10 protein-coding genes are annotated in these 19,687 nt (G+C 37.0%); all 10 read left to right on the top strand.

The window, feature by feature from the left end:
* The first annotated feature begins 57 nt into the window (after positions 1-57).
* Positions 58-1,503 carry a glycoside hydrolase family 30 protein gene (locus L3049_RS13680; protein WP_275110377.1) on the top strand — a complete coding sequence of 482 codons (1,446 nt, stop codon included), beginning with the start codon at positions 58-60 and terminating at the stop codon, positions 1,501-1,503.
* 119 nt (positions 1,504-1,622) lie between these two features.
* The gene (locus L3049_RS13685; protein ID WP_275110378.1) at positions 1,623-3,269 is read left to right on the top strand and encodes a GH39 family glycosyl hydrolase; all 1,647 of its coding nucleotides are present in this window, start codon (positions 1,623-1,625) and stop codon (positions 3,267-3,269) included.
* 6 nt (positions 3,270-3,275) lie between these two features.
* Entirely contained in the window at positions 3,276-4,091 is an 816-nt protein-coding gene (locus L3049_RS13690; RefSeq protein WP_275110379.1) for a DUF1961 family protein, read from the top strand.
* A 41-nt stretch (positions 4,092-4,132) separates the two neighbouring features.
* On the top strand, positions 4,133-5,269 hold the full coding sequence (locus L3049_RS13695) for a glycoside hydrolase family protein (RefSeq protein ID WP_275110380.1): 1,137 nt from the start codon (positions 4,133-4,135) through the stop codon (positions 5,267-5,269).
* The gene (locus tag L3049_RS13700; RefSeq protein WP_275110381.1) at positions 5,266-6,648 is read left to right on the top strand and encodes an alpha-L-fucosidase; all 1,383 of its coding nucleotides are present in this window, start codon (positions 5,266-5,268) and stop codon (positions 6,646-6,648) included. Before L3049_RS13695 ends, L3049_RS13700 begins: the two co-directional genes overlap by 4 nt.
* Positions 6,649-6,792: 144 nt before the next feature.
* Positions 6,793-10,272 (top strand): alginate lyase family protein, encoded by a 3,480-nt coding sequence (locus L3049_RS13705; RefSeq protein WP_275110382.1) that lies wholly within the window; start codon positions 6,793-6,795, stop codon positions 10,270-10,272.
* 334 nt (positions 10,273-10,606) lie between these two features.
* The gene (locus L3049_RS13710) at positions 10,607-12,607 is read left to right on the top strand and encodes a glycoside hydrolase family 97 protein (protein ID WP_275110383.1); all 2,001 of its coding nucleotides are present in this window, start codon (positions 10,607-10,609) and stop codon (positions 12,605-12,607) included.
* Between the two features lie 15 nt (positions 12,608-12,622).
* Positions 12,623-15,457, top strand: a complete 2,835-nt coding sequence (locus L3049_RS13715) for a heparinase II/III domain-containing protein (RefSeq protein ID WP_275110384.1) — start codon at positions 12,623-12,625, stop codon at positions 15,455-15,457.
* An 11-nt stretch (positions 15,458-15,468) separates the two neighbouring features.
* Positions 15,469-18,228 (top strand): endo-acting ulvan lysase-like protein, encoded by a 2,760-nt coding sequence (locus L3049_RS13720; protein ID WP_275110385.1) that lies wholly within the window; start codon positions 15,469-15,471, stop codon positions 18,226-18,228.
* Complete coding sequence (locus L3049_RS13725) at positions 18,225-19,667, top strand: alpha-L-fucosidase (RefSeq protein ID WP_275110386.1); 1,443 nt, start codon at positions 18,225-18,227, stop codon at positions 19,665-19,667. The genes L3049_RS13720 and L3049_RS13725 overlap by 4 nt, the downstream gene beginning before the upstream one ends.
* The last annotated feature ends 20 nt before the right edge of the window (positions 19,668-19,687 follow it).

A 19,687-nucleotide genomic window follows, 5' to 3' on the forward strand; every position in this document is an offset into this window, starting at 1 on the left:
GTTGAATTGCCAATAGTCATATAAAGAATATTTGATCATAGATCTAAATTTTTACAGATGAAAAACAAACTAAACAGTTCAATTTCAAAACTAGCAAGCTTGTTGGTGTTGTTGGTAGTTTTTAATACTGCTCAAGCTCAAAAAGTTGAGCTAATTTATACAACATCATCGGATAGATGGGTTAAAGAAAAGAAAGCAGTTCAAACAAATAAAGATGTCAATGCAAAAGCTGATATCGTTGTTGATGCAAACAGTCCATTGCAGGTTGTTGATGGTATTGGAGGCGCCTTTAATGAGTTAGGTTGGACTGCAATGAATGTTTTGCCTAAAGAGGATGCTGCTAAGGTTTTTGATGCTCTTTTTGGTGAGGATGGTTGTAATTTTTCAATGGGAAGAGTGCCAATAGGTGCAAGTGATTATGCCTTGAGTTATTATTCAATGAATGATGTTCCCGAAGATTTTGAAATGCGCGATTTTAATATCGACCGTGATCGTTTCATCATGATACCATATATTAAAGAAGCCTTTAAACGTCGTCCAGATTTCAAATTATGGGCATCGCCATGGACACCGCCAGCATGGATGAAAGTAAACGAACATTACTCGTTGCGAGCAGGAGATATGGGAGGACGTGTAGGAGGAAATAAAATGGCAGCAGGTAAGGAGATTCGAACCAGTTCAACAGCGTTTAAAATGCAAAGACGCTATTTAGAAGCTTATGCTCTGTATTTTTCGAAATTTATTACGGCATATAAAGAAGCAGGAACTCCAGTTTTTATGATTCAACCACAAAATGAAATATTATATGCGCCAAATTGGCCTGCGTGCACTTGGTTGACAGAGGATATGTCTTATTTTATTGGAGACTTTCTAGGACCAAAATTTGAAAAAGATAGTTTGGATACTGAAATTTGGTTGGGTACCATTAACAGTCCAGATCCTCGCTATATACAGTATGCATTAGAACACAAAAATGCTAAAAAATACATCAAGGGCGTAGGTTTTCAGTGGAATGGAGAACGTTCGATTCCTACCATATCAAAAGAGTATCCAAATATTAAATTAATGCAAACCGAGAATAAATGTGGTGAGAAAGAAAACGATTGGTCGTCACTTGAAAGATCTTGGAAATCAATAGTGCATTATTTTAATAATGGAGCAGGATCTTATTTGTATTGGAATATGATTTTAGATGAAACTGGCAAAAGTGCTTGGGGATGGCCTCAGAACTCGATGGTTGTTATCGATAGTAAGTCAAAAGAAGTTAAGTATAACGATGAGTTTTATCTTTTTAAGCATCTTTCGCATTTTGTACAACCTGGTGATCATTTCTTAAAGTCAGAAGGAGAAAATCAGTTGGCATTTAAATTAAAGGATGGCCGAACATTACTATTGGTTTATAATCCTGAAAAAAATAGTAAAACAGTGAATATTAAGCTTGGCGAAACGCATCTAAAAGCAAAATTAGAAGCCGTGTCAATTAATACGATTTTGATCAACTAAAACCAAATTTTATAAAAGGTTCCGTTCCTAAATTAGGGAATGGAACCTTTGTTTAATGAAATTTTGAAATCAAGTGTTGGGAATTAGAAAGCCCGAATAATTTAAAATACTCTTATAAAATGAAAAATATATATTGTAAAGTATCGACTTTATTCTTGGTCATGATGTTAGTTTTCTCGGGAACTACTATTGCTCAGAAAACAATTGAAATTGATACAGACTCAAAAGGTGAAACATTTGAACATTTCTGGAGCAAATGTGTGGGAGCTGGAAGAGCTAATGAAGCATTAAGAGCTGGATGGTTAGAGCAACTTAAGCTAGTACAAGAAAATTGTGGTTTTGAGTATGTTCGCTTTCATGGTTTGTTTCATGACGATATGTTTCCTGTTTTCGAAAAAAATGGAAAGACAACTTACAATTGGCAATACATTGATGATGTATTTGACCGTTTATTGGATTTAAATGTAAAACCATTTGTTGAGTTGGCATTTTTGCCTAAAAGCATGGCAGCGGAAGATTCAAAAACGGTTTTTTGGTGGAAAGCTAATATTACACCAAATGAGGATTCTTTCGAAAAATGGCACGATTTAGTATCTGCCTTCACGCAGCATGCGGTTGATCGATATGGTATTGACGAAGTATTAACTTGGTATTTTGAAGTATGGAACGAGCCAAACCTGTATCAATTATTTTGGGATGGTACTAAATCACAGTATTTCGAAATGTATAAGCAATCAGCTTTAGCCGTAAAAGCCGTTGATCAGCGTCTTAGAATTGGTGGTCCAGCCACTAGTAACTTCGTGCCTGATGCGCGTTTTGACACTGAAACTTTAGACAATGATGCAGCGAAAGAAGTATTTACTGTTGATGATATTAACAAATTGGATTGGCATGGTGTTTGGATTGAGGATTTTCTGAAATATTGTGATAAAGAGAATTTACCTGTTGATTTTGTAAGTTGTCATCCTTATCCAACCGATTATGCTTTTAATCCTGAAACAGGAAAAGGAAGAGGCCTTACCCGTTTTATTCATGCTCCAAAATTGGATATGGAATGGTTAAAAGAAACGGTTGTGAAAAGTGCTTTCCCAAATGCTGAAATTCACTTAACAGAATGGAATACCAGTCCGAGTAGTAGAGATGCCATGCATGATTTCTTGCCTCCAGCAGCCTACATTGTAAAATCCAATCTAGATTGTCTTGGCTTAACGAATTCATTGGCTTTTTGGACATTTACTGATATTTTTGAAGAAAAAGGAGGAGCTTCTAGTATCTTTCATGGTGGTTTCGGAATGATAAATTACCAGGGTTTAGTTAAACCAAGCTATCATGCTTATCGCATGTTGCATCAGTTAGGAGATGAAGAATTATTTAAAAATGATTATCTGTTTGTAAGTCGTAAATCAGAAAATGGTAAAATAGTAGCCTTAGCCTATAACTATCCTAAAGAGTACTATGGTTCTGTACCTGCTGGAAATAACAAATTGGAAGAAGGAACATCAAGAGTGCTTGACTTCACACTTACAGGTTTGCAAGCGGGCAAAATGTTTAAAATCGAAATTTTAGATAAAGATCACGGTAATATTCATAATTCTTGGGAAGCATTGGGAAAACCAGAACCTCCAACACGCGAGCAAATAAAAGTGATGAAAAAAGCAGCGAATGCACTAAAAACAGAATTGGTTTCGGCTGATAAGGACGGTAACTTAAGCATCAAGCATGAAATTACACCTTGGAGTTTAGTGCTTATTGAGCAAATAAATTAAATGAATATGAAATTGAACGTGACCATGCATCATTACTTTAAAAGCTTTGTGTACCTAGTTGTTGTCTGTCTCTTTATGGGCTGTTCTGGTAAAACACAGAAAGATTTTGAAAGCCTAAATTCCTCAAAAGATTGGACTTTGAAACTTTCAGATTCTTGTACTGGAAATTGGCAGGACAACTGGTTTCTCGATGGCTTAATTGCCACGGTTGAGAACAGTGAAAAAGGAATGAACTTTACTGCAGGTCCTGAATTTAGGAATGATGCACACCACGCTGTTCTTTGGACGAAAGAATCATTTAAAGGAGATGTTAAGATCGAGTACAATTATACCCGAACTGATTCGCAAGTAATCAATGTCAATATTCTATACATTCAAGCGCAAGGAATTGGCAAAGGACCATACGATAAGGATATTTCAAAATGGAATCACCTAAGAGAGGTGCCAAAAATGAGTCTTTACTACAATTATATGAATCCGCTTCACATAAGTTATGCGGCCTTTCCTATGGTTAATGAAGATCCAGAAAATGACTATCTGCGTGTGAGAAAATACCCGGTAACTGATGCAATTACCTTTAAAGATATGGAGGTGGAGCCTTCTTATTATGATATCGGACTTTTCCTCCCTAATATAAGCTATAAAGTGACTGTTATAAAGACGGATTCGCAATTGCTTATGAATGTTAATGGAGATGGAAAGAATAAGTTGTACACTTTTGATGTATCAGATAAAGAGAAGTTAGTTGAAGGGCGTATTGGATTAAGACACATGTACACGCGTTCGGCTCGATATAGCGATTTTAAAGTGTCAACTAAATAGTTTAAAAAACAATATTTCTGCATAATACTGAGAAAGGAATCATGATAAAACGCTTAACACCATATTTAGGAATAGTTATTGCTTTGCTCTGCCTAAACTCAAAGATTAGCGCTCAGGAATGGGAAAATGATATTTACCCACGTATTGGAGAGGCACCTATTAACGGTGGATTTGCCATGGATAATTATTGGGTGTGGGGAAGTTCTGTGGTAAAAGGCAATGATGGTACATTTCATATGTTTGTAAGCCGCTGGCCAAAATCCTTACCTTTTCATCCTGGATGGATGCTTGCTTCAGAAATTGTACATGCAGTTGCTGAAAAAGCTGAAGGTCCTTATGAATTCGTAGAAGTTGCATTGGGAGCTCGCGGAGCCAAATATTGGGATGGGAGATCTGCGCATAATCCAAGAGTAGTAAAGTATAAAGATACCTATGTGATGTTTTATATGGGGTCGACTCATCCATTTGATGAGATTTCAGATTTAAGCCTGGATTCACCACAAACAATTGTGGCTCGTTCCAACAAAAGAATTGGCATTGCTACATCTAAAAGCTTAAATGGTCCATGGCAAAGGCGGGATAAATGTATTTTAGAAACCAAACCTGATACTTTTTATGAGTTCTTGACTTCTAATCCAGCACCATGGATTAATGAGGATGGTAGTGTAGACTTAATTTTTAAATCTAGAAAATACAATAAGAATTTTCCATTCCATAGTTCTATGAAGATAGGCTTAGCAAAGGCCGATCATTATGAAGGCCCTTATTCTGTAGCTGTGAGTGAACCTATTTTTGGAGTGGATAAAATCGGAGAAGTGGAAGATCCATTTTTATGGAAAGATAAAAATGGATATCACATGATAGCTAAGGACCAAAGAGGCCAAATAACTGGAAAAATGCACTCTGGAGTTCTGGCTCATTCTAAAGATGCTATCAACTGGAAGCTTGATAAAGATCCGTTGGCGTACACGCGTAATATAAAATGGTCAGGTGGTAGTGTTATTGAAATGGGACAGCTAGAACGTCCTTTTGTCCTAATTCAGAATGGAGTATTAACACACTTATTTTTTGCAACTATGGATGGCCCTGGAGGATTTTCGAATTCTACAAAATCTTGGAATATGGTGATTCCATTAAATAATGAAAAAACAAATAAAAATTTAAATATAATAAAATGAACAAGTTATTACAGATTATAGCCGTTTGTATGCTTTTATTCAACTTTGGATGTGAATCAAAAGTAAAGAAAGGAAGCAAAGATTCTGAAGAAAAATCAGTCGTGAGATTATCAGATGATGAACGTATGGAATGGTGGCGTGATGCCCGTTTTGGAATGTTTATTCATTGGGGAGCCTATGCTATTCCTGGTGGAGAGCGTAATGGTGAAGTTTGTAAAGGTGGAGCCGAATGGGTCATGGATAAATTAGACTATACCATTGAGGATTACGAAAAGGAAGTTACAGCTAAATTTAATCCAGTTAAGTTCGATGCTGATGCTTGGGTTAAAATGGCACAAGATGCTGGTATGAAATACATTGTATTAACATCGAAGCATCATGATGGATTCTGTCTTTGGGATTCTGAAATTACTGATTATGATGTGATGGAAGCTAGTCCATTTAAGCGCGATATCGTTAAAGAATTATCAGAAGCTTGTAAGAAAGCTGATATGAGATTTTGTTTGTATCACTCAATAGTCGATTGGCATCATCCACAAGCACAGGCGCCTTTATTCCCTAATTATAATGCGGGTCAAAAAGATCAAACTGTCGTTAATCCTGAATTTCCAAAATATTATGAGAATTATTTAAAACCAATGGTTGGTGAGTTGCTAACCAAGTATGATAATGTAGATGTTATTTGGTTTGATGGTGATTGGATTGCAGACTATACTACAGAAATGGGGAAAGATTTTTATTCTTATATCCGCAGTGTAAAGCCAAATGTCATTGTAAATAACCGTGTTGATAAAGGTCGTAACGGAATGGAAGGAATGGATAAGGAAGGCGAATTCGCTGGCGATTTCGGTACTCCTGAACAAGAAATTCCTGCAACAGGTATTGATTCTGATTGGGAAGCATGCATGACAATGAATGGATCATGGGGCTACAAACCATCGGATAAAAACTGGAAGAGTGATACTAAACTGATCCAAAACTTAGTAGACATTGTATCTAAAGGAGGTAACTTCTTATTAAATATTGGTCCTGATGCACAAGGTTTATTTCCTCAGGAGAGCATTGATCGTTTAAAGAGTATAGGAGAATGGACAAAAGCGAATAGTGAAGCCATTTATGGTGCTAAGGCTAGTCCTTTTGCACGTCCGGAGTGGGGAAGATATACCAGTAAGTCTGGTGTGGTTTATGCACATGTATTTGACTGGCCTAAAGATGGAAGATTAGTTTTAGATGCAAGCATCAAAATTAAAAGTGCAAGCTTATTAAGCACGCCAACATCTGAGTTGTTAGTGAACACTGATGATAATGGTGTTTCAATTCAAGTACCGGTTTCAGCACCAGATCGTTCCGCTAGTGTTATTAAGATTATTGTAGAATAGTTTCGTTTGATTTGGTAATGTGGTTAGCAAACGACAAGTGTTAGTAATAACACTTGTCGTTAATTTAATTCTCTGTTACCAAACTATTTTAAGCAATGCTTCTTTTTTTGCCTCATACATCAAACGTTTGTAAATTTTAATACAATGAGATTTAGCTTTTTTGTTCTTCTTTTTTTATTTGGAAATATTCTTCAGGCACAATTAAAAACCACAGTTGGAGCATCTGATTTTACTGATTGGTCAGGAATTACCAAAGTCAAAAATAACAATGCTTATTTCCAAAGTGGGGAAGTAATTTCTTTTTCTTATCCAAAGCTCAAACGGTCAGCCAAAGGATATAGAGATTATTATGCTAATGCTTTAGATTGGAGTGTATACGCAGGTTTATCCTTTCAAATCTATCAAAAAAATGAATCGGCGAATGATATTGAAATTTCATTTACAGTAGACGAAACCAGTACACGTATTTTACAGCACGTGAGTAAAGCGAAAATTCAAATTGTTGGAAAAGGATGGCAAGAGGTTTTTATTCCTTGGGAGATGTTTGATTTAGTGAAAGGACAAAGAGGAACGCTTCAAGGAGTTACTAAACTAGATATTCTTGCTAAGTCGGCAAATAACCAAACATTACAGATTAAAAATATAGCCTTAAGCAAAGGTCAGGTTTTATCAATGGAATCGAAGATTTTGGGTAAGTCGGCTAAGGCTGGAGAAACAGTAGAATATGAATTAGAGCTTGGTAATACCACAAACAAAAATCAAAAAATACAATTTATTTTCCCCCGAGTAGGATGGGAATCAATGCACTCAAGCATTGAACCTTCCTCTATAGAACTGGCTCCCAACCAGATTAAAAAATGCAAGGTTCTTGTTACTATTCCAGCATCATTACCGCAAGGAGTACGTGAAAAACAAGTGTTAAAAGCCATTGCAAATGGAAATGCAACAATTTCTATTGAATTTACAACAGCAGTTACAGTACCATCACCGTTTATGGTTCATACAAGCGAAGGATGGCAAGAAATAGAAGAGAAAATAGAGCATTATGACTGGGCCAAAGAAGAATTAGCAATCTACGAAGCAAAAGCTATCAATTGGAAAGTGCCTGAATATGCGACTAAAGAAGCATCTATTGATGCTTACCGAGGCAAGTATCTGTTTCATAATAATGAAGCTGGCAATGCGATGCAATGTGCCATTGCCTATAGACTAACTGGTAAAAAGGAGTATGCTCAAAAATGTGTTGATTTATTGCGCAAACTGTCTGATAAAGAAAATGGTTATCCAGCTACATTTAGAGTAAACCAAAACAACTTTGTAAAAGAAGGTGGTGTTTTTCAGGATTTGGCCAGAACCTATGATATGATTAAGGATTGTGGTCTGTTAAGCCAAAAGGATCATAAATTAATTGAAAATACTTTCCGTTTATATATCGAAACAACCATGTTGGGTAACGATAATGGAGGTGTTAATAATTGGGATTTAAGTGAACTTGCAGGGGCCTTTTATAGCGCATTGGTTATTCAGGATTGGAATCTTGTAGAATGGACCTTACATTCTCCATCTGGTATTTACCGTCAGTTTTCGCAAGGAGTTATGAGCGATGGTTGGTGGTATGAATGTGCAGTTGGCTACAACTTATGGTGTTCAACCATGTTCTCAGAAATAGCCATTGCATTGCGTCCTTGGGGAAACAATTTTGTTGATGAGCAAGTTGCAATTGGAACGACTCCATATTATTCCTTATTGCCTGAACGCATGACTCCAGGCTTGTATGGTATGGATTTTAATAAATGGGGAGCTATGCACAAGAGCAGTGTTGGTATTAAAGATATGTGGGATGCATTAATTCCCTTTCTGGATTACCGTGGAGTAATGTTTGCAGTAAACGATGCCAAGGAAGATTTAGTAATTGGAGAACCTTACGAATTAGCTTATTACCTGTATGGCGATCCTGAATATGCAGCTGTTATCAACCGAGGTGAGCAAAGAAATTTATTATACGGAGTACCCGAATTGCCTGAAGTGACATCAGATAAAGTGAAACATTCTTCCTTCGCCGATAACATGGGGATTGTTCAGTTACGATCGCAAACAAAAGACAGGGAGCAACGAGAGCAAATTCAGGCAGTATTGCATTACGGCACACATGGTGGTTATCACGGCCATTTCGATAGAACTAATTTCTTGAGCATGATGCGTTATGGACGAAGCTTTTATAATCCTGAAATGTATTGGTATGGATATAAATCTCACTTATATAAGTTCTTGGTGCAAACTTCTATCAACAAAAATATGGTGGTTGTCGATCAAAAAATGCAAGAGCCAAAAGAAAGTTTCAAGACCTTGTTTTATACAGGAAATATGATGCAGGCTGCGGCGGTTGAGACAAAAGCACGTTGGAGTAATCCACCATACGGAGGTATGATATATGGTGATAAAACACATCTGACATTTGCCGAAAAAGCATTTGAAGAGGGACGCTCTGTAGTTGTACCTGAGAATGCGCCAAAATATGGAACGTTGACCGATTTTTCTGAACCTGTTTTGCAGCGTAGGTTAATGATAATGATGGATGACTATGTGGTATTGGCAGATTATCTGCAAGCTAATGAAGAGCATACTTACGATTGGTTGTTCCAAATGAAAGGATTTAAAGAAATGCTTGCTGATAAATCGGAGTTGTTTAAACACGATAATCAAATGAGTTCAGATCCTTTAGGAAGTGCTCAATTTATAACGGATTGTAACTGGTATAAAACCGAAGGGACATCACGGGCTAAATTCGAAATGTGTTGGGGAGAAGGCTGTGATAATGCAGGAGGACGAATGCCACATAGTGAAGATGGTCCTTTAAAGATTGACGTAATCACTGCCTGGCCGCAACAGAACAATATCATGATTGGTACTGCTCCCGAAAGTTTTGGCGTGAACAAACAATTATGGTATACGGTTAAGGCTGATAATGAAACGATATTAAGTGACAGTTCTGGTGTTTGGATTCTAGGTAGTAAAAATATAGAATTGGATATTACAGATAAAAAAGAATTGATACTATCCACAAAAATTGACAAAAAAGCTAAGAATAATACCATTTTCTGGGGCAATGCAAAATTGATCTTAAAAGATGGTTCCGAAGTAATGATTTCATCACTTCCAGTTGAAAAGAAAAACATTCTAGATGCATCTGCTGGTCAAGATTACTATGGTGGAGTGATTAAAATTGGTGGAGAATCAATGCCAAATTCAACTCCCGCTATGCCGGAAAATTATAACGAAGCTGGTGAAATTAGGGTAGATCTATCGGGTATTGATGTGCTGACATTTAAAGCTAAAATTGGAGGGGATTTCCCATTGGGTGATGAATCAGCACGAAGAAAAACGATGGCTGTTCGAAGTTATGGAAAAGATACTCGCTATCTATCAGTTCTTGAACCTTATGAAAAGGTGTCGTCAATTAAATCAGTAAGTGCAATAAATGCCAATGAGTTGGTCGTTGAGCTTACCGATGGTAGAATTCAAGAAATCACCATTTTTGATCTGGATAGTGAAACGAATGAAATAAGAGTATCGGTGAAGGAGCTTGTGAATGGAGTAGTTATTCGAGAAGAGCAAACAAAGTAATCTCAGTGGGCTTCGGCTGAAGCCTTATCGTAAATGGATTGCCTCAGTTTTTTTGTTGAATATCGTCACGTGCTTAAATATTAGTTTGTTGAGGTTAAATTATTGCAAGAATTTTATAGACGTTGGAGCTAATGAATGTTCAAAATAGATATTTTTTTAGTGTAAATGAACATTTCATAATTCTACAGGATTGATCAACTTAGTAGCCCAAATGATATCTATGAAGACCATTTTATTTCAGTGTGTATTTTTAATTTGAATGGATTTGTGCCGATAAAAAGCAAAATGTGAGTTTTAAGGGGTAGGGATTTTAAAAAATGTAGAATTTAAAAATATGAAACCAAGTTGGAAGTTAACAAGTAATCTTTTTTGTCTGCTAGTAGCACTGGTAGTTTCTTTTGGATGCAAGCAAAATACAGAAATAGAGGTGAAATCGCCCAATGGAAAGAACATACTTACGTTTTATCCTTTAAGTGAAGCCCAAAATGGGATTACATTCTCAGTGCAAAATAATGGACGTAAAGTTATTTTACCATCTGTTCTTGAATTAAAATCGAATGATATTGATTTTAGTAGTCTTTTTGAAATAAAAAGTGTGGAGAATTCAGTAGTTGAAAATGAATGGATAAACGATTTCGGTGAACGAAAGCTTACTCCTGACAATTACGCGCAGGTAAAAATTCAGCTTGAAAGTGCAGCGGCTAGGGTCAACCTTATTTGTCGTGCCTACAACGAAGGAGTTGCATTTGCCTACGAGATTCCTGAACAAGGTGATTTGAAATCTATTCGCCTAGATGATGAGGTAATCAATTATCAATTTGCTGATGATCATGAAGTATGGTCGACACCAAAAAGAGAGCCTGGCGTACTTACCGCTCAGGGAGAATATCAAAAGATTCCTTTAAGTAATTTACAAGAAGGTTGCGAACGTCCTTTGGTTATAGAGATTGCTGATGATATAAAAATAGCCTTAGCTGAAGCTAAATTAGTGAATTATGCGCGTTTGAGTTACAGTTCAGGTAAAGACGGAAAGTTTAGTATTACTTCGAGCTTAGATGGAAAATTGCAAGAATTAAAGCAAGATACCATCACAGGAGCATTGGAAGGACAATGGACTCAGCACTCGAAAGTAACTATGGAGCTTCCATTTCAATCCCCGTGGCGTGTTGTAATGATGGCGGAAGATCATGGAAAATTATTAGAGCATAATTATCTGTTACAAAACTTGAACGATTCATGTGCCATTAAAGATGTATCATGGATCACGCCGGGAAAAGTTCTTAGAGAAGGTACTTTAACTACAAAAGGAGGTTTTGCAGCTATCGACTTTGTTGCTTCTCACAATATGCAATACGTTCATTTCGATGCTGGTTGGTATGGTAATGAAATGTACGATGGTTCTGATGCAACCACAATTACGCTTGATCCTAATCGATCGAAAGGACCATTTGATATAGAAGCTATATGTAAATATGCCAAAGCAAAAGGTGTGAAAGTAATGTTATATGTGAATCGCCGTGCATTGGAAAAGCAATTGGATGAGGTATTGCCATTATATAAAAAATGGGGTGTCGCAGGAATCAAATATGGTTTTGTTCGTGTCGGAGATCAGGATGCTACAGCTTGGTTGCATGAGGCAATTAAAAAGACTGCAGAATATGAAATGATAATGGATGTTCACGACGAGTATCGTCCAACGGGTTTCTCACGTACTTACCCTAATTTAATGACTCAGGAAGGGATAGCTGGCGATGAAACAACAGTTACAAATGCACACACATTAATTACCATGTTTACCAGAACCTTGGCAGGAGCATCAGACAATACAGTTTGTTATTACAATAAACGAGTTGAAAAAATGGGTTCTCACGCATCTCAATTGGCAAAAACGGTTTGCATTTTTAGTCCGCTTCAGTTTTTGTATTGGTACGATAGCGCCCCAATGGCTCCAATAAAAAAGGATGCACTTTGGGGAAATACTAAACACATTGGTAACGAACCAGAATTGGAATTCTTCAACAACGTTCCAACCGTTTGGGATGAAACAAAAGTGTTGCATGCCGAAATTGGAGAATTAGGTGTGATTGCTCGAAGAAAAGGGAACGACTGGTTTGTTGGTTGTATCAATGGAGAAGCTAGTAAAAATGTGAAAGTTAATTTTTCATTTTTGGAAGAAGGTACTAACTACTCTGCGAAAATTTACACCGATGATGAAACGGTTAAAACAAGAACTCGAGTTAAAATTCAAGAGAAACAAGTGAATGCTAAAGATTCAGTGAATTTGAAAGTGAAAGCAAACAATGGTTTTGCTATGCACATTCAACTAGTGAAATAGAAATTAATCGTTATTATGAAAGTAAGAGTTTTGAAGAGTTTTGTAATTTGTTTGATGCTTATATTGCCAGTTTGTGCAGTCGCACAAGAAAAGAAGAATAGTAATGCTGATATTACTAAAATCTATACGCATCCAAGAATTTATAACAATGATAATTCCAAAGAAGCATTTCTAAAATCGCTGGATCATACAGAATGGAAGAAGGATTTTGTTGAGCAAAAAAAGCAACATGTTGCCAAATACATTCAATTGTGCGAAAAGGATCCAGAATGGTTGGTTTCTCGCTTGCAGATGAACTGGAAAACGAAACACTCAAATGTATATTTAATGGGTGGTAACTTTTCTCATTCTGATGGAGAAGCTCCTGTTCCAACAGTTCGTTATTCTGGAACTCGCGATTGGGCTACAGATTACAAAAGACAAAAACTTGAGGACCTTGAACCTTATTTTGATGATGAGCGTGGCTACTTTTTGGAAAACAAGAATACCGGAAAAAAAGAGTGGGTTCATCCTTCAAAAATGGGCCATGCTATCGAAGGCATCAACAGGAATATTTTATCTATTGTAGAGGATGCAGCATTTTTATATTGGCTTACCGGTGATGAAAAATATGCAAAATTAGCGGAACCTGTTTTTCTTACTTATATGGATGGAATGCATTATCGCAATCCTCCTGTGGTCTTAGATAAATCAAATCAGCGATTTGTTTCTGGTTTAGCCACCTTCGAGGTGATTCATGAAAAGGCGGTGATGCACTTGTCGCTATCTTACGATTATTTGTACAAGTATTTCGTTCAAAAAAAGATTGATTTGAGTAATTCCACTTCCGTTTTTCAAAAATGGGGTGATCAAATCATAAAATATGGTATTCCGGATAACAATTGGAACCTATTTCAGGCACGATTCTTAACTTATATTGCTTTGGTTCTGGAAGATGATGAGAGTTATGAGAATGGAAAAGGGCAGCAATATTATTTAAAACACACCTTTGATGTGTCTACACCACGTCAAATTGCGATAAAAGATGCGCTAAAGGTTTACGATCAAAAAACGGGTATTTGGCCTGAATCACCATCCTATTCGATGCATGTAAATACTACTTTGCTCGAAATAATGGCACTCTTGGATAATGTTACGAACGCCAACGAATTGTCCAATTTTCCTATTATTGAAAAAGCTGCTCTGGCCTGTTTTCAATATTTATTTCCGAGTGGTAATAATGTGGGTTTTGGTGATTCTGGTCATGGTACAATTCCTTTTGAGAATTTTGAACTGCTGATTGCAAATTATAAAAAATACAAGAACAAGAAGAAAGAACAACTTATTACTTCACTGTTACAATCTAACATTGAAGATGGGTTATATCAACGAAAGGCAAATAGCTTGTTCCAACTTAACTTTTATGTTGATGACTTAAGTGCCGTTACTGATGAGGTAGAAACATCTGCTTTGATGACGCCTACTTTTTATGCCTCCAATGTAAGCATGTTTGTACAGCGTATGGGAAAAGGGGATAAGGCCATTATGGTTTCTACCGTTGGTTCGTATGGTAATCACGCCCATACCAATGGTATTTCAATGGAATTGTTTGCCAATAATTACGTGCACGCACCCGACATGGGCAGAGGCAGAAGTTATTGGAGCCCTGATTTTAAGGAATACTATGCAAAAATGCCAGCGCATAACACGGTTGTAGTAGATGGTAAATCAAACTATAGCAATATGCGTAGTTTCAATCCCTATAGCATGGATCATCACTATCCAAAATCGGGTGAGATAAATCCTGGGTTTAAAGAAGTGTCATTCTGTAAAGTTTCATTTGTAGAACCAGAAACAAATGCAGATCAGCAACGATTAACGGCTATAATTAATACGCCATCAGGTAAAGGATATGTGTTGGATTTGTTTAGATCAAAGACCAAGGAAGATACGCAGAAGCATGAGTATTTTTATCACAACCTGGGCCATTCGTTTCAGCTTTACAATCATGCAGATCAGCAATTGAAACTGAGAAAAACCAATGAGCTAACGTCAAAGGATGGCCAATTAAAAGCATACGATTATTTGACAGATAAGAAAGAGATAACACTCGATGGCGACTTAAAAGCCATGTTTAAAATTGAAGAAGACGGTAAACCTGATAATTTGATGAAAGTTTGGATTAAAGGGAATGAAAACCAGTCTATCTTTTCGGTTAAGAGTCCAAAGAGTAATGCCATATCAAAAGGGACTGGCACTGCACCTAAATCGTTGATTGGTGAAAAAATGCCAACCTTAATTTTGAGAAGAAATGAACAGGCTTGGACAAATCCATTTGTATTATTATTTAACCCATACTTTGAAAACGGAGATAACCCGATAAATGATGTGGATTTTAGTGAAATGCAAAAGAATTCTGCTTGTCAGAAAATAAAAGTTAGTCATTCCAATGGAATTACAAATGACCAGATAGTCGTATCAAAATCGGAGAATGATGTTGTCTCTAGTGAAGATTTCTACCAGAAAGGATTGTTCTCGATTGTAAGGGTGAACGAGGAAAAGGATATTCCTGATTTCTTATTTGCTTCAGGTATTTATCAACTAAAATACAATGAATGGGAAATTTTGGCGGTCAATACAGTTGCTACGATTTCAATCGAAAACACGACTGAAGGACTTATGGTGCAAAACGATAATCCGGTGGTCTTGAAAATTCCTATAACTCCTGATTTTAAACCAGTAATAATTCGCTTGTACGACGAGTCCGGAAAGTATATTGAGCGAAATGGAAATGTGAACAGGCACAATACAAACCAGATCGAGTTCCGTTTAGCAAAACCTTATAATAAAGCTTTAATCATCTCAGAATAAAAGATTTTACAATGCATTTTACAAAAAAAATTACCGTGTTGATAGCTATTGTTTCTTTAGCTATCACAGCAAATTCTCAGGTAAATGAAAAGATTCCTCTTCCTGAAAATCTGCATCAAACTTATCCGCGTTTATACATTACTCAAGATGAAAAGCCAGGATTAGAAACTACTATTCAGGAAGAAAAGTGGGCACAGGATGTACTCGAAGGGATACATAATCGCATTGATACATATGTGGAACGTCATGTGAATGATCCGGAATGGATGGTGTCTCGTTTGCAAATGCATTGGAAGACAAAAGCCAAAAATGAGTATATAAATGGCATTTACTTTTCGCATTCTGATGGAGAAGCACCTGTACCAACCGTTCGTTTTACCGGTTCGCGCGATTATACTACAAATTACGCCACTCCAAAATTAGAAGAGATTCTTCCTTTTATGGATGATGAGCGTGGTATTTATCTTCCAAATAAAACCAAAGAAGGAAATCCTTTTGAGTGGGTAGAAGCATCTAAAACTGGAGGGGTAATTCATAAAATTAACGAAAAAATTATTGGTTTATCACGCGATGCAGCCTTTATGTATTGGCTGGAAAATGATGAGCGTTACGCAAAATTTGCTTTCGATGTGTTCGATACATATATGGCTGGTATGTTTTATCGCAGAGAGCCAATTGATTTAATGAATGGTCATATTCAAACCTTGGTAGGTTTTACTTGTTTTCAGGTAATACATGAAAAAGCTTTGAAAGAGATTGCTGAGCTATATGATTTTTTACATCCATATATTGAAGCTAAATATCCCGATAATATTACTAATTATGATGCTACTATAAAGCGTTGGACAGATCAAGTAATTAAACAAGGTGTGCCACAGAATAACTGGAACCTACATCAGGCAAATGTTATTTTAAAGGCGGCTATGGTTTTGCAAGACAATAAGAACTACGAGGATGCAAAAGGGCGTGAATATTATATCGATTACATCTTAAATGTGACTTCGGCACGTCAATGGTCAATGACTAAATTGCTTGATTACGGTTACGATGAAAGCAATGGGGTTTGGGCAGAATGTCCGGGATACTCACAAAGTGTAACCAAAGAGCTCATGAGCTTTATTCTTGATTTCGATAATACTTTCGATCATAACATATTGCCGTATACCCCTGTGATGGATAAAGCGGTAAAAATGCTACCTCAATACCTGTTTCCAAACGGACAAATTGTTGGATTTGGCGATACTTATTATGATCCCGTATCTACCCAACCAATGAGAGATATGGTACGTATTGCGCAAAAATACAATAATGCACAAGCTGAGGAAGAATTTACGGCGATGTACCGATTGTTTGAGCCAAATGCGAAAATGAAAGCAAAGGAATTTAGACCAAGAGCCGATGTTTCATCTTTCTTCGCCAGTAAACCTTTAGAGTTGAACCCCAATTATAAAAAGGGGAAATTGGAAGATTACATGACTCAAACCTTTTATGCGCCTAATGTTAGTTGGCACGTGCAACGCATGGGGCAAGGCACAAACGGAATGATGCTTTCTTTAAATGGGTCCTTGGGGAACCACATGCATGCCAATGGTATTAATATGGAGTTGTATGGAAAAGGCTTTGTACAAGGAGCAGATCCTGGAAAAGGTGCTGGCTACCTTCAAGCTATTTATTTAGAGTATTATTCGCAGTTTCCTGCTCATAATACAGTAATGGTTGATGGTATTTCTTCTTATACTGAAATGTTAAGTTATCATGCTTTTGATTTAATGGGCCAATATCCTAAATCGGAGCAGAAGGAAGGTTTTTATAAAGAGATTACCTATTCGGATGTTTCCTTTCTTGAGCCAGAGAGTCGCAGTGATCAGAACCGTACGGTGAGCATCGTGAAAACGGGTGAAATCACAGGCTATTATGTAGATGTATTTCGATCCAAAAAACAACGAGAAGGAGATAAATTTCATGATTATTATTACCACAACCTAGGGCAAAGTATGCAAGTTTCAGATGCAGAAGGGAATGCTCTAAAGCTTACTCCAAGTGATGAAATGGGCTTTGCAGGAGGGCATCTTTATGCCTTGGATTACATGTGGGATAAGAAATCGATTCGTACCAATAAAGATTACCAGGCACAATGGAAAATTGACATGCCAGAAGGGAAAGCTGATGTGTTTATGAACTTGTGGATGAAAGGCACGGAAGGGCGTGAGGTTTTTTCAATTAAGTCACCTTCATGCAAATCGTTTAAACACAAAAATGGTATTCCTTATGATGTTGGTCATGAGCCATATCTAACACTGGCAGCTCGTCAACATGGCGAGGCCTGGGAACATCCATTTATTTCGGTTTATGAGCCATTTACTTCTGAAGAAGGTAAAAGCATTAAATCAATCGAAGGATTTGACGATGAAAATGGAAACAAAGATTTTGCCGGCTTGCATATCACCCATAAAACGGGGCGAGAAGATTACATTTTCTCGACCTATGATGGTAAGATAGCTAACTATAACAAGATTTCAACCGATGCTACCTATGCCTTGGTGGGAAATGAAAAGAACGAAGACTTCGTATTGTTTATGGGTAATGGAACTCAGTTGAAAGCGAATGGATTTACCATTACATCTGCACAAAAAGGAAATGTGGTGCTGGAACAGAAACAAGGCGAATTATATCTGCACAACGAAGTGCCTCTAAGCATTACGATTGGCAAGAAGACCAAGAAATTTGAAGCAGGGGATCTAAGGAAAATCCATTTGAAAAAACGAAAATGAAAAATATAAGACATTATTGTACGGCCATATTGTTAATTTGTTTGTGTTCAGTAAAAACGACTTTTGCGCAGGTAAATGCTGACGGAACTATTGATACTGGAGATCAATTTGCCAATGCTAAATTGGAATCGAATGAATCGCCGAAAGAAATTGCTAAACGATTAGAATGGTGGAGTGAGGCACGTTTTGGAATGTTTATTCATTGGGGACTTTATGCTCAGGATGGATGTTTTTGGAAGGGTAAGGACGGACGTTCGGAGCATATGATGCGTAACTTGCAAATTCCAATTGCCGAATATGAGAAAATTGCAGATGAATTTAATCCGTCGGATTTTAATGCTGATCAATGGGTTAAAATAGCTAAGGATGCCGGGATGAAGTACATGGTACTTACCTCTAAGCATCACGATGGTTTTGCCATGTTCAACAGTCCATCGAACAAGTATAATATTGTGGAGCAAACGCCTTGGAAACGTGATCCGGTTCGTGAACTTACCGAAGCATGTGAGAAACAAGGACTCCAATTCGGAGTGTACTACTCTTTAGGAAGAGATTGGCACGATCCAGATTGTAATTCGAGAAAAGGTTGGAGGAGCAATATCTGGGATTTTCCTGAAGAAGAAAAGAAGGACTTTTCAGCCTATTTCGAACGAAAAGTAAAACCACAAATCACAGAACTAATTGCGCAATATCATCCTGCTATTATTTGGTTTGATACGCCCGAATTGATTACCAAAGTACAGAGTCAAGAATTACTGGATCTTATTCATCGTTTAGACTCTTCCTGTATCGTAAACCAGCGCGTTGGTAATAAGCTGGGCGATTATGCCGTTAGGGAACAAAAAATTCCTGCTGGAGGAGAACCACAACCTTGGGAAACTTGTATGACAATGAATGGTGCTTGGGGATATCATAAAAATGATGAAGCTTGGAAATCGGCAGATTCATTGGTGCATAGTTTAGTTGATATTACTAGTAAAGGAGGGAATTTTTTATTGAATGTAGGCCCTACAGGAAAAGGGGTAATTCCTTCTAAGTCGGTTGAGAAATTAGTCCAGGTCGGAGATTGGTTAAAGGTAAATGGTGAATCCATTTATGGTACAACATCCAGCCCATTTGGAAAATTACCTTGGGGACGTTGCACTAAAAAAGTAATGGAAAATGAAATCATACTTTATTTGTCGGTATTCGACTGGCCTAAAAATGGGAAACTTCATTTGGGGCATAAAATTAGCGTAAAACAGGCTTATTTATTGTCTGATCCTTCAAGAGATCTAATCACTAAACATGAAGGTTCTGGTATTGTTATTTCATTACCAAAGCAAGCTCCAAATTCGATTTCCAGTGTTGTGAAAATAATTGCAGAACCATTAGGAGCTGTATTCGATTCTACTATGGGTTTAATTACTAAACCTACGAGTTACCTGCAAGTTCAATAAAACTAACGATTTTAAAAGCG

The organism is Labilibaculum sp. DW002 (genome assembly GCF_029029525.1).
Classification (GTDB): domain Bacteria; phylum Bacteroidota; class Bacteroidia; order Bacteroidales; family Marinifilaceae; genus Paralabilibaculum; species Paralabilibaculum antarcticum.

Bases quoted from the DNA above. Each gene is read 5' to 3' on its own strand.
- L3049_RS13680 (WP_275110377.1), top strand. From the start codon at position 58: ATGAAAAACAAACTAAACAGTTCAATTTCAAAACTAGCAAGCTTGTTG.
- L3049_RS13685 (WP_275110378.1), top strand. From the start codon at position 1,623: ATGAAAAATATATATTGTAAAGTATCGACTTTATTCTTGGTCATGATG.
- L3049_RS13690 (WP_275110379.1), top strand. From the start codon at position 3,276: ATGAAATTGAACGTGACCATGCATCATTACTTTAAAAGCTTTGTGTAC.
- L3049_RS13695 (WP_275110380.1), top strand. From the start codon at position 4,133: ATGATAAAACGCTTAACACCATATTTAGGAATAGTTATTGCTTTGCTC.
- L3049_RS13700 (WP_275110381.1), top strand. From the start codon at position 5,266: ATGAACAAGTTATTACAGATTATAGCCGTTTGTATGCTTTTATTCAAC.
- L3049_RS13705 (WP_275110382.1), top strand. From the start codon at position 6,793: ATGAGATTTAGCTTTTTTGTTCTTCTTTTTTTATTTGGAAATATTCTT.
- L3049_RS13710 (WP_275110383.1), top strand. From the start codon at position 10,607: ATGAAACCAAGTTGGAAGTTAACAAGTAATCTTTTTTGTCTGCTAGTA.
- L3049_RS13715 (WP_275110384.1), top strand. From the start codon at position 12,623: ATGAAAGTAAGAGTTTTGAAGAGTTTTGTAATTTGTTTGATGCTTATA.
- L3049_RS13720 (WP_275110385.1), top strand. From the start codon at position 15,469: ATGCATTTTACAAAAAAAATTACCGTGTTGATAGCTATTGTTTCTTTA.
- L3049_RS13725 (WP_275110386.1), top strand. From the start codon at position 18,225: ATGAAAAATATAAGACATTATTGTACGGCCATATTGTTAATTTGTTTG.